The 16326-nt window shown below is 62.0% G+C and carries 12 protein-coding genes and 4 tRNA genes; 4 read left to right on the top strand and 12 right to left on the bottom strand.

The genetic code is table 11. The features are described from left to right. Positions 1-101 precede the first annotated feature (101 nt). Entirely contained in the window at positions 102-1721 is a 1620-nt protein-coding gene (locus tag ACW2Q0_RS03095) for a (2,3-dihydroxybenzoyl)adenylate synthase (RefSeq protein ID WP_457185802.1), read from the top strand. Positions 1722-1870: 149 nt separating this feature from the next. Here the strand turns inward: ACW2Q0_RS03095 and ACW2Q0_RS03090 are convergent, their stop codons facing one another. Together ACW2Q0_RS03090 and ACW2Q0_RS03085 are read right to left on the bottom strand one after the other, a co-directional pair. Further along, complete coding sequence (locus tag ACW2Q0_RS03090) at positions 1871-3199, bottom strand: salicylate synthase (protein WP_457185800.1); 1329 nt, start codon at positions 3197-3199, stop codon at positions 1871-1873. A 93-nt stretch (positions 3200-3292) separates the two neighbouring features. Next, positions 3293-4057, bottom strand: coding sequence for a DUF2127 domain-containing protein (locus ACW2Q0_RS03085; protein ID WP_457185798.1), 765 nt, complete (start codon positions 4055-4057; stop codon positions 3293-3295). 162 nt (positions 4058-4219) lie between these two features. Between ACW2Q0_RS03085 and ACW2Q0_RS03080 the strand changes: the two genes are divergently transcribed. Continuing rightward, positions 4220-6673, top strand: coding sequence for a glycerol-3-phosphate 1-O-acyltransferase (locus tag ACW2Q0_RS03080; RefSeq protein ID WP_457185796.1), 2454 nt, complete (start codon positions 4220-4222; stop codon positions 6671-6673). Further along, positions 6673-8124 (top strand): HAD-IB family hydrolase, encoded by a 1452-nt coding sequence (locus ACW2Q0_RS03075; protein ID WP_457185794.1) that lies wholly within the window; start codon positions 6673-6675, stop codon positions 8122-8124. Before ACW2Q0_RS03080 ends, ACW2Q0_RS03075 begins: the two co-directional genes overlap by 1 nt. 82 nt (positions 8125-8206) lie before the next feature. On the opposite strand, the gene ACW2Q0_RS03070 is transcribed toward ACW2Q0_RS03075, so the two are convergent. The 10 genes from ACW2Q0_RS03070 to ACW2Q0_RS03025 form a co-directional block, all read right to left on the bottom strand. Next, positions 8207-8926, bottom strand: a complete 720-nt coding sequence (locus ACW2Q0_RS03070; protein ID WP_457185792.1) for a polyprenol monophosphomannose synthase — start codon at positions 8924-8926, stop codon at positions 8207-8209. 239 nt (positions 8927-9165) lie between these two features. Beyond that, a complete protein-coding gene (locus tag ACW2Q0_RS03065; RefSeq protein WP_457185790.1) occupies positions 9166-9351 on the bottom strand; it encodes an SPOR domain-containing protein in 186 nt (61 codons plus the stop codon). Positions 9352-9518: 167 nt separating this feature from the next. Next, a complete protein-coding gene (locus tag ACW2Q0_RS03060; protein ID WP_457185788.1) occupies positions 9519-9746 on the bottom strand; it encodes a hypothetical protein in 228 nt (75 codons plus the stop codon). Between the two features lie 599 nt (positions 9747-10345). Further along, positions 10346-12571: an ATP-dependent nuclease gene (locus tag ACW2Q0_RS03055; protein WP_457185786.1), complete on the bottom strand. Its 2226-nt coding sequence runs from the start codon at positions 12569-12571 to the stop codon at positions 10346-10348. Between the two features lie 542 nt (positions 12572-13113). Beyond that, positions 13114-13428 carry a hypothetical protein gene (locus ACW2Q0_RS03050; RefSeq protein ID WP_457185784.1) on the bottom strand — a complete coding sequence of 105 codons (315 nt, stop codon included), beginning with the start codon at positions 13426-13428 and terminating at the stop codon, positions 13114-13116. A gap of 269 nt (positions 13429-13697) precedes the next feature. Beyond that, positions 13698-13916 (bottom strand): DUF6374 family protein, encoded by a 219-nt coding sequence (locus ACW2Q0_RS03045; protein ID WP_457185782.1) that lies wholly within the window; start codon positions 13914-13916, stop codon positions 13698-13700. 254 nt (positions 13917-14170) lie between these two features. Further along, positions 14171-14247: transfer RNA gene (locus ACW2Q0_RS03040), tRNA-Phe, on the bottom strand. A 59-nt stretch (positions 14248-14306) separates the two neighbouring features. Beyond that, a tRNA-Asp gene (locus tag ACW2Q0_RS03035) sits at positions 14307-14380 on the bottom strand. A gap of 29 nt (positions 14381-14409) precedes the next feature. Continuing rightward, positions 14410-14482 (bottom strand) — tRNA-Glu (locus ACW2Q0_RS03030). A gap of 93 nt (positions 14483-14575) precedes the next feature. Further along, a complete protein-coding gene (locus ACW2Q0_RS03025; protein WP_457185780.1) occupies positions 14576-15241 on the bottom strand; it encodes a TetR family transcriptional regulator in 666 nt (221 codons plus the stop codon). 847 nt (positions 15242-16088) lie between these two features. Between ACW2Q0_RS03025 and ACW2Q0_RS03020 the strand changes: the two genes are divergently transcribed. Then, positions 16089-16161, top strand: a tRNA-Lys gene (locus ACW2Q0_RS03020). Positions 16162-16326: the final 165 nt, after the last annotated feature.

Below are 16326 nucleotides of genomic sequence, written 5' to 3'. Positions count from 1 at the left end.
GGCGGATCGAGACTGCTCGTCGGTAGCCTATCGCATTGACGTAGGGTTGCCTAACCTATGTTATGGGACCCTAATCATGAAATAGACCTTGTGAGGCGCCCGTGAGTTCGACATCCACCTCGCCCACCCATCGCGACGGCTACGTCCCCTTCCCGACCGCCGACGCCACCGCCTATCGCGCGGCCGGATTCTGGACCGGCCGCCTACTGGGCGAGCTGCTGCGCGCAACCGCGACCCGGCACCCGGACCGCACCGCACTGCTCGATGCCGACAGCGCGCGCAGCTACGCGTGGGTGGATGCCGAGGCCGACCGGATGGCGCATGGACTGCTCGCACTCGGCATCGAGCCGGGCGATCGGGTGGTCGTACAACTGCCGAATGTTCCGCAGTTCCTGACGGTCCTGTTCGGATTGCTGCGCGCCGGAATCATTCCGGTGTTGACCCTGCCCGCCCATCGCCGCGCCGAAATCGAGCATCTGGCCGGACTTTCCGAGGCGGTCGCCTACATCGTGGCCGACCGGTTCGGCGACTTCGACTACCGCGAACTGGCCGCAAGCGTCCATTCGGCGGTACCCACCCTGCGCCACGTTCTCGTACTCGGCGATCCGGGGCCCTTCACCGATCTGAATTCGATTCCCCGCGACGGTGGTTCACTTCCCGAAATCGACCCGAGCGATATCGCGCTGATGCTGGTCTCCGGCGGTACCACCGGCCTGCCGAAGCTCATCGCGCGCACTCACGACGACTACGTCTACACCGCCACCGCGAGCGCCGAGGTCTGCGGGCTGACCGAGGACGATGTCTATCTCGCGACGCTGCCCGCCGCACACAACTTCCCACTGGCCTGCCCCGGCATCTTGGGCACCGTATCGGTCGGCGCGGCCGTCACCTTCATCACGGACCCGAGTCCGGAGAGCGCTTTCGCCGCGATCGAACGGCATCGCGTCACCGTCACTGCGGTCGTGCCGCCGCTGGCCCAGCTCTGGTGCGCGGCAACCGAATGGGAGGACGCCGATCTCGGCGCACTACGGCTGCTCCAGGTCGGCGGCGCGCGACTGGCCGAGGTGAATGCGCGCGAGGTGGCGCCCGCATTGGGCGTGCGGCTGCAACAGGTCTTCGGTATGGCCGAGGGCCTGCTCAACTACACCCGCCTCGACGACACCGACGATATCGTGTGCACCACCCAGGGCCGCCCGCTCTCACCCGCCGACGAGGTGCGAGTGGTGGATGCCGGCGGCAATGATGTCGCCCCTGGCGCAGAGGGCGAACTACTCACCAAAGGCCCCTACACAATCCGCGGCTACTACCGAGCCCCCGAACACAACGTCCGCGCCTTCACCCCCGACGGCTACTACCGCTCCGGCGATCTCGTGCGCCGCCTGCCGAGTGGCCATCTGATCGTCTCGGGCCGCATCAAGGACGTCATCAATCGCGGCGGCGAGAACATCTCCTGCGATGAGCTCGAGGAACATCTGCTCGCTTACTCGTCGGTCCGGCATGCCGCCGCGGTCGGCCTCCCCGACGCCGCACTGGGTGAAAAGGTCTGCGCCGTCTTGGTCGTCGACGGCGAGATGCCCACCTTGGCGCAGCTCAAAACCTTCCTCACCGATCGCGGCCTGGCCACCTACAAACTCCCGGACCTGCTTCGCCCGGCCGACGAACTCCCGATCACCGCCGTCGGCAAGATCGATAAGAGGGCCCTGCGCGCCAGCCACGGCTGACCGAACGATCGTGGGTGGCGCGAGTCCGATCCCGCCACCCACGATCCGAACCCCGAATAACCGGGTTGCCCCAACAGTTGATTCGGAGCGCCGGCCCGTCGTGATGGGTGCGCAGATCATCCCGCGTGCGCGGGGCGAAGGTAGGCAGACTACTCACTACGGGGGACGGCTGCACGGACCAGGTAAGGCGCAACACTGCCCAGCTTTTCGCAGGTCTCCTCGAATTCCCGTTCCGGCCGCGACTGCCCGACGATGCCCGCACCCGCGCGCAGCCAAGCACCCTCGGTGGTCTGATAGACCGCGCGCAGCACCAGCGTCGCCTCCATCGCACCGCTGGGGGCGATCGTCACCACGGCACCGGAATACAGGCCGCGCGGTGCACCGTCGAGACGGAACACCGAATCGACGCCGTCCCGCTTCGGAATACCGGATGCGGTTACCGACGGGAACAAAACCTCCAGCGCGTCCCAGCTGGACCGGTCCGCCGCCAGCCGCCCACGCACCGTTGAGGCCAGATGCTGCACGCTGCCACGTTCTCGCACCGCCATGAAATCGGAGACCACGGGCGTGCCGGGATCGGCCACCTCGGTGATCTCGGCAAAAGAGGTCTGCACGGAAATCGCGTGCTCCACGATCTCTTTGGGATCGGTGACGAGGTCGGCCCGAGCCGCCGCATCGATCGCCTCGCCGAGTCCGAAGGCGCGCGTTCCGGCCAGCGGCTCCGTGGTGACCACCCGATTCTCGTCGACCGAGGCGACCAGCTCGGGACTGAATCCGGCCGCCTCGACTCCACCGAGGCGAAGCAGGAACGAACGCGCAGGGGTGTTGTTGGCGCGGCCGAGCCGATAGCTGGCAGGCACATCCACCGCGAATGGCACATCGACCTTCCTGGACAGGATGACCTTCTGATAACGGCCGGAACGGATTTCCGCGACCGCATCGGCGACCCGGTCGCGATATCCGGTCGGATCCAAGCGCACATCGATCGGATGCGCCTGCGGCAGTTCGGTATCCTGTGAGGCGGCGATGAGCTCGTAGATGTCGGCGGCTTCGGCCGGTGTCGCGCCGGAAATCCGGATGCCGAATTCGCCGAACCGCACCTCGATGCGCGGAATCATCAGATGGGCCAGTGCGGTTCGCGGATCCAGATGCCGCGTCGCATCCAATGCCCATGCGCAGAATTCGAATCCGATCCAGCCATAGACCTGCCGCCCGCCGAGCGGCAGCGTGGCGAGCGCGTTGTCGATGACGCGAGCCGGGCTCCCCGCCCAGGTCGTCGCGGTGCCGCGCCCGTCCCAGGAAACCCGCAGTTCGTTCGCGTCGAGTTCGACGCTGCCGAGCGGATCTGCCGCGAATACCCATTCGCCGGGTCGTTCGTACATCACGTATTCGCCGAAGCGCTCGGCGGCCGCCAGTAGGGACATCGCTGCCGCCGGATCGGTCACATACTCAACGCGCAAGCGTTCCGTGGTCGACAACGATCCTCCAAGTTATGCTGACCTAACTTTATCGAAAGTAAGGTTAGCATTACCTTTTATGATCCCTGCCGTGCCCGATACCACAGAAAACGGTTACTCCGCAGGCACCGCGAGCGCCGACCGCTCGACGCTCAACAAACTCTCCGAGCTGTGCTCCGCGTGATACGCGGCTCCGCCGCCGCGCACTCCGAACAACCGTTTGCTGTAGACCAGCCACACCACCGCGGCGATATTGATCAGCAGCGCGCCGATGCGCAGCACAGTGATCTTCTCGGTCAGCTCGTAGATCTCCAACGGCAGGAAAATGCTGGTCGCGACCACCGCGAAGTACTCACCCCAGCGCTTCACCAACCACAGACCCACCGCCTCGATCGCCTGCAGTGCCGCATAGGCGAGGACGCCGACCGCTACCCACAGCAGGGTCGTATTCGACAGCGAGAACGCGTCATCGATCAGATGCACGATCTTGGATCGGTCGATATCCCAGCCGATCTGATCGGCCAGCGGTCGCAGCAGCGGCAGTTCCTCGTCGAAGACCGCCCGCATATCCTCGCGCGAGGACCGGAATTTGAAGACGGCGAACGCGGCGACCACCAAGAGCAGGCAGCGCACCAAACGCTCGATCGCCAACGCCCGCATCAGCCAGCGGTCCCGCAGCAGTCGCCCGCGCGGCACCTCCGGAGCATGGTCGGCGGGCCCGGACCCGACCGGTTCGCCGGGTACGAAAGTGCCGCAGCGCAGACACCGCCACGCGATACCGGCCACGGTCTGAACCTGCAGCCGCTGCGCCAGATCCTGTTCGTCCGGCGCATAGGTGTAATGGCCGTGCCAGCCGCACGCGCGTAACGCCCAATCCATGCGCGCAGCCTAGTTCGCCAGCGCGATCGACCGCGATCGCAAACGCCGTGTCGACGCCCGATTCCCAACTCGCCCGGCCGAGTTCCTGCGCGGAATGCACTGGCGGGCTTGAATAGGGGGATCGGCAGTCGCGGCGGCCTGTCGAGAAAGGACGGTGGAGCCATGATCGATCATCTCGGGGATTCCCCCGCTTCGACACGAATAGCGGCACCCGGTTCGGTGGTGGCACTGATCGATGCGGGCTCCGGCGTGGAACGCGAACTCGTCGGCGCTTGGCTGGCCGATGACGGCATCAAACACGAACTCGGCGTCGACGCGCCCATCACCCAATTGGATCTGGATGCGGGCGCGATCGGCGATCGGCTGGTCGGGCGACACGACGACCCACTGGTGGTACCGATCCGAGTGTTGTGGCTGCCGCCGGAGCGCGACGGGGTCCGCCGCATCACCTTCGCCGACATGGCCCTACTGACCAATCCGCGCAAGCCGAACCGACTCGCGCAACGCCGTTTGGTCGCCAAATCGGACCGCCATGTGGTGCTCACCGGGCAACCGGCCCTGCTCAGCGAGTTGCGCGCCAACAACCCTGAAGCCGCGGCGCTGCTCATGAAAGGCTCCGCCGAGCCCTTCGCTCGCGCCATCGTACGCGCCGCGGTCGTCGCCCTGGAACGCGCCGAACGTTCCGTCATCGGGGACCGCTACAAGGTGCCGCGGCTGGTGGCCGAGGAGATCCTCGACTCCCCCGACTTTCTGCGCAGGCTCGAACTCATCGCCGATCAGCACGGGACGAGTCCGCACGAGGTGTACCGGCGGGCGGAGAAGGCGCTGAACGAACTCGTCGCCGCGCAAAGCAGGCTGGTCTCGGATCTGTTCACCCAGGCGATGCGCCCCGTCCACGCCTCGACCTGGAAGGTCGACTCCGATGACTCCGGCCTGGGCCGGCTGCGCGCGTTGAACCGGAGCCATCCGCTGGTCTTCCTGCCCTCGCACCGCTCGTATGTCGATGCGTTCGTGCTCGGTGATGTGCTGGCCCGCAATGACTTTCCACCGAATCATGTGATCGGCGGCGCCAATCTGAGCTTCTGGCCGATGGGTCCGATCGCCCGGCGCACCGGCACAGTCTTCATCCGCCGCAGCTTCGGTGACGACGAGGTCTACAAGGCGGCGGTCGAGGAGTACTTCGCCTATCTGCTGGCGAAGCGATTCAATATGGAGTGGTACTTCGAGGGTGGCCGCACCCGCACCGGCAAGCTGCGCGCGCCGCGCTACGGATTGCTGAATTACCTTGCCGCCGCTGTCCGTTCGAATCGGATCGACGATGTCATGCTCGTCCCGGTCTCGATCACCTATGAGCGGCTCAACGAACTGGGCGCCATCGCCACCGAACAGGTCGGCGGAAAGAAGAAGCCGGAGGGGCTAGCCTGGCTGGCGCGTTATATACGCAGCCAACAGCATTCGGCCGGACATGTCTATGTGCGCTTCGGTGAACCGCTGTCGGCGCGCGACCGCCTTGCCGCATACGGGGATCCGCTCACCCCGGCGCCGACGATCATTCCGCTGCACCGCACCGAACCGGAGGAAACCGAACCGAGCAATGTCACCGCGTCGGCCGAGGTCACCGAGCTGGAGCGAAAGGCTGTGCAGCGGTTGGCCTTCGAGGTCGCCGTCGGTATCAATGCGGTGACCCCCATCACGGTCAACGCCCTGGTCACCCTGGCGCTACTGGGTGTGCACGAGCGTGCGCTCACCCTCGGTGAGGTGCGCACCGTGCTCGCCCCCGTGCTGCGGTATATCGAGAAGCGCGATTTGCCGCGCGGCGAGTTGGCCGCGTTGCGTGATGAGTCGAGCCTCGCGGTGGTGCTCGAGCAGTTGTCGCTGGCCAAGGTCGTGACGGTGTATCGCGGTGGGCTGGAACCGGTGTACTCGATCGAATCGGGTGCGCATCTGGAGGCCGCGTTCTATCGCAATAGCGCGGTGCACTGGTTCATCAATCGCGCCATCCTCGAATTGTCCATTCTGTGCGCATTGGAGATGCAGGCACCGGATCAGCTGCGCGCGGGCTGGGACGAGGCCTTCCGGATGCGCGATCTACTGAAGTTCGAATTCTTCTTTCCGGAGCGGGCCGAGTTCTCGGCGCAGCTGACCGCGGAAATGCTACTGGTGGACCCGGATTGGTACCAGCACACCGCAGCAGACACCCTCGGCGAAGATATTCTGCACAAACTCACCGCATCCGGATTCATGATGGCGCATCGAACGCTGCGTCCGTTCGTCGACGCACAGTTGGTGGTGGCCGAGCGGCTGGCGGCCCGCGACAGCGCCGAGGAGATCGATCGCAGGGAGTTCATCGAAGAATGCGTCGCGGCCGGTAAGCAGATGCTGCTGCAGCAGCGACTGCACAGTCCGGAATCGGTCTCCACCGAATTGTTCTCCAGCGCGATCGAACTCGCCGACAACCATGGTCTGTTGACCCGCGTCAGTCGTGACTCCGCCAAGCGCAGGGCCGAATTGACCCGACGCAGAATCGAATTCGCTGACCAGCTGCGCACCATCGCCACCCGGATCTCACAGGCGGCCGCGCTCGATCCGTCCAATATGCCCGTGCGAGGGGCCTGATGGCCGAACAGCGCCCCGCGGTCCCGACGGATCTCGCGGCGGCGATCGCCGCCATCCGATCGGGGCCGCAGGGGCCGGAGGTCGCCGCGGTCTTCGACTTCGCCGCCGTTGCGGCTGGCTTCGAGCGACCATCGCTGTGGCGGCGGACGTTGCGGCGCGACAAGGGCGGAATCGTCGCAAGCACGCTGCTCGGCAGCATCCGTGACGGACTCACCGATGGCGAATACGGCCGGTTCGTCCAGCAGGCCATGCGGACACTGGCCGGTCAGCCGGAAGCCGAATTGGACGAGTTGGGCACGCGACTATTCCGGCAGCAGATCTACGGGCACCTGTATCCCGAAGCGTGGCAGCTGATCCGCACCCACGAGGCCGCCGGACACACTGTGCTACTCGCGACCGCACTGACCCGATTCCAGGTCGAACCCGCCGCGGCCGCACTCGGTATCGAACATGTGCTGTATACCCGGATGGCGACGACCGATGGTGTGCTCACCGGTTTCACGGACGGAAAAACCCTGTGGCGCAATGGCAAGGCCGATGCGGTTCGCGAATTCGCCGCGGCGCGGGGGCTGGATATCACCCGCTGCTACGTCTACGCGGATAGCATCGCCGATCTGCCACTGCTCTCACTGGCCGGGCATCCGGTGACGGTGAATCCCGATGACAAGCTCGATTCCACAGCCGCCGAAGAGAACTGGCCGGTAGTGATGTTCCGCCCGCGCCAACCGCCGCGCCCGACCGAATATCTGCGCACCGTCGCCGGATTCGCCGGACTACTGGCCGGCGCGTTGTTCGGAGTGCTGAGCAAGTCGTATACGTGTCAGCGGCGGAAGATGGCCGATGCGCTGATGGACTACGGAACCGGTGCGGCGCTCAGCGCGACCGGTATCCGACTACGCGTCAGCGGTGCGGAAAACGCCCACGCCCCGAGACCCGCCGTATTCCTGTTCAACCATCAGAGCCAGTTCGACGTGATCATCCTGCCCAAGGTGCTCGAAGGCGGGGTCACCGGTATCGGGAAGAAGGAACTGACGAAGAACCCGATTTTCGGTCCGCTGATGCGGTTCGTCGGGGTCACCTTCATCGATCGTGCGAACACCACGCGGGCGAAGGCGGCGCTGGCGCCGGTAGTGCAGACGCTGCGCGGTGGGCTATCGATCGCGATCGCTCCCGAAGGTACGCGGTCGTATACGCCGGGCGTCGGGCCATTCAAGAAGGGCGCCTTCCATATCGCGATTCAGGCCGGAGTCCCGGTGATCCCGGTGGTGATCCGCAATGCGGGCGAAATCAACTGGCGCAACTCGATAATCGCCCGCAAGGGCACCGTCGACGTGGCCATCCTCCCTCCGCTCGATGTCAGCGACTGGAACTCGCACGACATGGACGACAACGTCGAAGCCGTTCGTCAGCTATATATCGACACTCTGCTCAACTGGCCGCCACCGGACTGACACCTGGCGGCTGTCTATCCACCGGGCACCCGGTAGACCGGATGCCCGGCCGTCGGGTGGGGTGCCCGGTCGTGGTCCGGTGTCAGACCGCGCGGCCGAACAGGAGCTTCCACGGCATCAGCGCGGACTCCAGCTGGACCTTGAGGCTCATCTTGGAGGCGCCGAGGGTGCGCTCCTCGAAACGGATGGGCACCTCCGCGATCGTGATGTCCTTCTTGACGGTCCGGTAGTTCATCTCGACCTGGAAGGAGTACCCGTTGCTGCGGATCGAGGCCACATCTATCGTGCGTAGCGTGTCGGCGTTCCATGCCTTGAATCCGGCGGTCGCGTCCTTGACGCCGAGACGCAGGATCAGGTTCACGTAGAAGTTGGCCCAGGCGGACAGCGCCTTGCGGTACCACTTCCACTCGTCGGCGGTGGATCCACCGGGCACGTAGCGGGACCCGAGCACGACACCGGCATCGGTGGTGTCCAGCTTCTCCAGCATGGCCGGAATCACCTCGGCCGGATGCGACAGGTCGGCGTCCATCTGGATTACCACATCGGCCCCCTCGTCCAGCGCCCGAGTGATCCCGGCCACATAGGCGCGGCCCAATCCGTCCTTTTCGGTGCGATGCAGTACGCCGACGATATTCGGCAGCTCCGCGGCCAGCTTGTCGGCGATCTCGCCGGTCCCGTCCGGTGAATTGTCATCCACCACGAGCACATGCAGATCGGGCACCGGCAGCGCCGTCAGCCGCTCCACCGCAACCGGCAGATTCTCCCGCTCGTTGTAGGTCGGCACAACAACGGTAACCCTCAAGGGTTGCCCTCCCTGCTCACCTGTTCCAGCCCGCAGACCCACAACAGGACCCGGAGCACTCGTCTGATTGCCAAGAACCGTACTTGATCGACCTGAAGACCACCCGAGCGCCCGCACGCTCCCGCCAGCACTCGAATACCCGCGATACGCCGACTACCTCGCACATCGCGCCGTCACCCCCGCCGACCTCCCCGCATCCGCACCGAAATCAATTGCCGCACAGCATCCCTGACGCGCCCTCACTTATCGCCGTCGCGCCACTCCCGATCCCGAGAATCCTCCCGCGTATTCCGCGCATGCACGATCTCCAACGCCCGCTCAGCGGTGGCCCGATCCGGATACGGCCCCATCCGATCCCGGAACCAACACTGCTTCCCACTCTCGGCCCGCTGATGCTTCAAGCAGTAGTACCACTTCTCCGCCATTCCCCCAGCATCCCACCACCATGATCAACAGACTCCCCTTTTGCCACCCTGACGCCAAGATCCCCACACCCCGTTCGCGGGCTCTGCACCACCTGTGGGCGCGGATACGGAACGGTCGAAAGCCGGTCGTCCTGGCTTGTGACGGCCAGAACGACCGGCGCGACCGGTTAGAGGCAGCCCTTCTCCGTCAGCTGGGCGGCAGTCTCATCGGAGACAGTGATAGAGCGGCCGATATTGGCCTCCGTCAGTTCGGATGAGCTGATTCCGGCCTGTGTCGCGCAGCCGAGCAACTTGGCGTCCACGTTGACGGTTTGATCGGCGTGCGCGATGCCAGCCCCAATCATGAAGGCACCGGCCAGCGCTACAGCGAGAACACCGGTCTTGACGAATCGCATGAGATTTCCTCCTTCGAATCGCAGTCCTACGGTTCTGCTCGCACCTTGTTCACTTTCCTGGTGGTTCGGAGTACGCCCGTCCGCCGAAGCCGACGTAGCCCACCCCCTGAGTTGCAGGCTCAAACATACGCACGGACACCGATTCGTGCCGGAACATTCGCCACTTTGTCGAATTCGCCGTGCACTCCACGTGCGCTATCTCCCGGTCCCCGCGGGTCGACCAAGGTCGACTCGACCGGACGCACAGCGCGGGGTATGGACATGAAAAACCCCCTTGACCTCATACGACGTCAAGGCTTCTCCAACGCTGCTACACCTGGGAAGCCACTACCCATCCGAACGGCACTGCCCGACCACGATCGGAGCGCCATGACGACAAGACCCTTGCCGTCATGCAGCTGTAGCCTGCGACTTCGGTCCACGAACCACAGATTGTAAACTGCGCGGCAGCCGCCGCGAAGCTAACTACTTCCATTGCGCATCTATGTGAGACCGACCACCGATGATCACCTGTCGAGGGTGTGGCAGAAAACTGAAAACCAACGTGGCCGCCTCGCTGCCAACACCCTACCGCGCATACCCCTAGAAACCGGCCATATCTACTTACAAATGTCCCGGAGTAACTGTGAAATCTCCGGTGGAATCGCTTCAACGGCCATCAGTTCAGTAATCGCAGCGCCGTCTCGATCCTTCTTAAAACGAAGTTTATAGCGCTTAAACAAGCTCCCGAGGAGCTCTTCGCCAGGCACCCTGTCCAACTTGTATTCTTCCCACTGCGAAGCCAGTTGGATCTCTGCGGATTCAACAAGCCGGTCAACGCGATCCTTTTGACTGCTAAGCTCTTGCTCAAGGTCGACAAGTGCAGCCTGCGCCGCTTGCTTAATTCCTCCAGACCTCGATTCATTGAGGATCTTAGACCGGTCTGCACGATACGGACGGCATGTTTGAGTCGCGATCCTTTTTGCGACCGTCAAATCCTTCAGCTCATCAGCAATCTCGAAGAGAGCCGTACGAATTTCATCTGGGCTCACTTTCGCATCACCCAGCCTGTGACCGATATGTTTGGACAATGCAACGGGATCAATCAAATAATTCTCGATTTCGCGGCGATTCAAGACATGAAGCGTTCCAAGCCTACCAAGCTGGTCGCTAAGCTTATTTATCCCATCGTCATCTTGTTCATCACGATCTATTACAAAGAACGAATCTACCTTCCTCTTCGTCAGCAGCGCGAGGGTAGCCCCCGCAGCATAATGAGCAAAATTTCGCGAACCGCCCATGAGTACGAACCCAACGTTCTTCTCACTCAAATTTAGATTTAACTTAGTCGCAAACGATCGAATAATGGTCTCATCGGTCTGACCTTCTACGAACACCAGCCTGTCAAACATGAATACGGAGCTAAGTCGTATACCCAACTCTTTGGGTAACTCATCTTCCGCAGTCGTAGTGTCGACATGTTGCACAGATGTAGATCTGATATTCTTTACAATATATATGTTCCCGAGGTCGCCGGAATCAACAAAATTAGTCGAGTGGGTAGTCAGAAATACTTGCGTACCCTTGCTTATAGTCTTCAGATGTTGCAGCATTGCAATCTCAAGCGCTGGATGCAAATGTACCTCGGGCTCTTCCACAAGAAGAATTGCTGGCTCCTCAAACGCTACATCCAGGACCACTCGCAGCGCTTCCCTTACCCCTGACCCATTTACTTCCACCAGAAAGTCATTGACATCCAATTCGGCTTCAGGTTGATATCTGGCAGTGACGTTGGATGATTCACCGGCAAAAGCGTCGATCTTAACGCCCAGGAGCGTCTGAACTGTGCTTTGAATGCTCTTGAGCGTTAGGTCTTCCCCTCGGGTCATCTTCAGCCTAAGGAGCCGACTAGCTTCCCTCGATCCAATCGGCGCACGGCGGTCGGCCAAATGTAGGGCTCCCTCTGAGGCAAGAATCCCGAGGGTCAGGCCAATATAGTCGGGAATCGTCCCCTCCGCCCCTGCATATGCAGTTATTAGGGACGAAATCGTTTGACTGTTGGCAACATCGAGTTTCTCCTGCAGAACAATCCGACGATTCTCGATTCGCGTGCGAATCTCCTTCGAGCTTATGGAATCAGCCGCCACGAAAGACGTTATTGCGGCGATAGTCTCGTCCGAAACACTCGCAGCGCGAAGCGATCGCGTAATTGACGACTGTACGATCCGCCTTGGCCGACTCTCAATTTCCAATTCAGAGGAGCCGTCCCAGTTTTCCAAAAAGCTGTCGATACCTCTTATGTCATTTTCCAATCCCCGTATATCAAACGTCATTTTAGCGATTTCTATTGCTGCTGCATCCGAAACTTCCAGCAGGTTGTAGCGCCGCGCATCCTTGAGTTCATCGAATTCTTCGCTTATATCGACGAGCGAAAGAGACGACACATACTGAACATCTTCGGAATCTCTCTTAACTACCCGGATCTCAACACAAATTTGCAAATCGAAGTAGCGCTTGGGAAGCGCGTTTTGCACTTGAGGATATTCGGTAGCAATCGACTCGACGATCTTTGCGACCGCATCAGATCCAACGTCTACTATGCACGTAATAGATATTGGATAACTAGTGTCACGCTCGAAGTAATCAACAGTCTTATTGAGGTCAGTCTTCCTAGTTGCAACCTGCCGCAAAGCGAAGAACTTAAACAATACATCGATCGCAGCGAGGATATTCGACTTGCCTGAATTATTCTTTCCAATTAAGACATTGAAGTCGCCGAAGCTTCTGATTACAACTTCCTCGATACTCCTAAATCGTCGCACTTCGAGGCGCTCAAGTCTCATCATGTCTCTCCACTACATTCGCTAGATTGCATCGAATAGAATTCGCCCTGCGCTTAGTTTTGAACAATAGCACAAGCCGAAGCAGCGCTCTCCACACCTCATCATGAATACCCTTCGGTATTTTTCGAGAGCAGCGCAACGGCATGGTTTATGGGCAAACCGATTCGTCCTAGCTCAGCTACATATTCCCCCGGTTGATACTTACTCCGACGCGTCTGCATATGGCGGGATGTGTCAACTGTGTCGGGCTTCAGGTGTCTTCCTGCAGTTGTTGCCGAATTCAGCCGTACAGGATCAAGGGCGGCAGCGGCCCTACGGGCCGAAGCGCCGAGCTCCTGAATCGCTCACTTCTTCAACGATCGGGCAGTGCCGGGCACGAGACAGCCGTACCCGACCTGGCCTCCCGCAGTCGATTCCGAGCAGTCGAATCCCAGCCTGGTCGACTGGCTGTGGTCCGACTGCTCGGGATCATCGAGACCGTGCCTGTCGACTGGCTGTGGTGGATCTCGACGAGTTCGCTACCCGACTACTGCGCTTAGGCTTCGTCACCGGTCCTCTTTAGCCTGTTCCGCCAATAGCTGCGCCTTCGCTGCCTCGTACTCCGCACTAGCTTCTGCCAGCTGCGCCTGCGCACGGAGAGTATTGCCATGAGCCGCTGCGAGAGCCGTGTGCTTCTCTACAAGACTGTTGATCACCGCGCCAGCCTTCTCGACGATGTCCAAACGTCCCTGAGTCATCGCCGCGGCGATGGTCTTGCGAGCCTCGGCGATCCAGTGCTCAGTCTCACCGCTGTTGAGCATGGCCTCGCTGGTGGAATTGATGTCGTCACGATTCGGCTCATCGACCGAGTCATTCGTCATGCACACCATTCTGACGGAGCACACCGGCACCGACACTCATGAGGTGACCGCCGGGCTGCTCCCCACCTTCCTCATGGCCCAATCGTCTCGCTCCACTCGAACGAGTCAAGGACCACCTACGGTGTCTGCTACGCGGTGCCTACGGCATCCTTGACACGCCCGAGCTCCGCTGAGGAAGGCGGGGAGGAGCAGTCAGGGGGCGGATAGGCGATCTATCCGCTGAAGGGCAAGGCCCACGTTCGTCCGCAGCGCCTCTCACTCAGCGCCATTCACGCCGACGCGCGGGGAGAGTAGGTGTCGGACAGCGATCTATCCGCAGGCGCCCCTGGGGTTTCCTCTGCGTAGATACGCATGCCCTCAGCGATTTTGCCCGCTGCGTTCTCCAGTTGCTCGGGCGGCAGATATTTGCCGAACGTCGCAGCCTCCAGGAGTTGCGTGCGCACCTGCTCCAGGTTCATGCGTGCCCAGTCGAGTCGAGAAAGTGGCATGCGCGGAGACTACTCCGAATCGAACAAAGTTTCGATATCACCGAACGTCGATGACGCAGGGCGGACCGCCCCACCGACCAGGCGGCTATCGCTAGGCGACCGAGCCAGAGAGGTGAACATCACAATTCCGCCGTGCCCCCCACGTGCCCCAAGCCCCGGTTTTCAGCGGTCAACCAGGGTCAAGAACCGACCCATGCCCCCATCGGGTATCGATACCAAAAATCCCCCCGACCAGGTGATATGCCGAGGGGGCTTGGTGGCCAGGGCCGGGATCGAACCGGCGACCTTCCGCTTTTCAGGCGGACGCTCGTACCAACTGAGCTACCTGGCCGCAGGCACCCGTGGTGAATGCCATACGCGAAACGCCGGATTGCTCCGGCGCTTACTTTGCGACCCTGACGGGACTCGAACCCGCGACCTCCGCCGTGACAGGGCGGCGCGCTAACCAACTGCGCCACAGGGCCTTGCGTTGCTACCAACGATCCGAAGACCGTACCCCCTACGGGATTCGAACCCGCGCTACCGCCTTGAAAGGGCGGCGTCCTAGGCCGCTAGACGAAGGGGGCTCGCCCCGGATTTCTCCGGACCGGCTTCAACGGGTGTCCGTTGGGAGCTGGGATAGCTTATGACAGACTGGCCGCGTTTCCCAAATCGGCTGTTCAGGCTCCCAAACCGAGCTCTTCGAGGCGGGCCTGCGCGCGCCAGCCGTCATTGCGGAACTTCTCGGCCCACTCAGGGGTGGCCATCGCCTCCACTACGACCTCGAGCGCCTCCTGGAACCGGGCACGCAGATCGACCCCGTTGCCGAGGATGTCGATCAGATAGCGCTGGCCGGCGAGGGCTGCGGAGATGGTGCGGGTGAAGCGGTCCGGGTCGGCGTCGGCGCGCAGCTGCCCGTGATCGATGGCGCGGACCGCGAGCGCCCGGGTGGCGCGGCCGAGTATGCGACCGCCGCCGGTCTGCACATCGCGATAGAAGTCCGGTTCGATGATCAATCGGAATTCGGCCTGCACGATGATGTCGTGCTCGAGGCGCAGTGCCAACTCGTCGACCATCCCGTGCAAGACGTCGAGTGGGCCGAGATCCGTTCTGGCAAGCCAACGCTCGGCGGATATGCGGTATCGGTCGACCGCGGTCTCGAGTACCGCGCGTGCGAGATCTTCCTTGGAATCGAAATGAAAGTACATAGCGCCCTTGGTGGCGCGTGAACCTTCCAATATGCGGTTGAGCGATGCAGCGGCATAGCCGCTCTTCCCGAACTCAACGGCGGCGGACCTGATTATCGCCGCGCGTGTCCGGCGGGCCCGCTCTTGCTGCCGTGCCATGCTCGAAACGCCTCCGAAGCCTACTCGTCGCCAATCGATGCCCTAGAGGAACGGACCCTTGGCGCGAAGTTATGAGTTTTATCAATACTTCAAACCGGGATTTCGCCCCGTTTCAAACTTTCGGTACGAAAACTTGCGGAAATCCTGAAACACACCAGCTGGTATAGTTTTCCTGCCCAGGTGCGCCGCAGGGGGTGCGCACCTGGGCATTACTTCGTCTCGGATCTTCCTCCCCCGGCGTCGACTCGTAGGAAGTCGCGATCGGTCGTACCGGCCGCGACACGTTCGGGCACACCAACGATAAGCCGAATTCCGGATCGCCGGGTAGGTCGGCGATTCTTCCGTAATTCACCAAGCCGTCACGGTACCCGGAAACACCACCTGACACGCGACAAACCGAAGACTCCGGCCGCCGAACCATTCGGATATCTGTTGCGGCTAACTTCACGCAATCAAGCAAAGCGCTGCCTCGGATTTCCGAATTCGACAGCAATGCAGCACGGTTCACCCGAGTCGACCAGCGGCCCGGTCACCGCGGCGTCGACCGCGCGATACCGGCCAGCTGCCTCGCCGCATCCCCCGCGCGCTGGCCCCATCCTTCCTGCAAATCCAAAGATATTGGTACGCAACATGATTGGATGGTAGCCCGGTTCGGCAGGAATGAACAAAGCTGGGTACCAAATGTTTACCGGCAGCATCGCTTGCCGCGCACGTCGCGTTAGCCGGCGCGCAAGCACGACCCGAATCCGGTACCCGACAACCTGAGCGAACCGAACCCACACCCCAGCCGACGCGCCATGCCCCCGGTTACCCGATCCGCGCCCGGCGCACTACACTGTCCATCCGCGCCCCTATAGCTCAGTTGGTAGAGCTACGGACTTTTAATCCGCAGGTCGTAGGTTCGAGCCCTACTGGGGGCACCTTGTCAGGCGTCCGGTTCAATACCGGACGCCTGAGCTTTTTCCCGGTCCGAATGCTCTTACCGCGCGCGTCCGCTCCAGCCGTGAAACAAGTCGGGTGTCGACCAGCCCACCGCGACGACGCGGTAAAGGCGGCATTGCCTATCCTGCCCGGCGGATTACCGG

Source organism: Nocardia citri (genome assembly GCF_054065835.1).
Note: the sequence above shows the minus strand (reverse complement) of the source record. Positions and strands in the feature narration are given on the sequence as shown.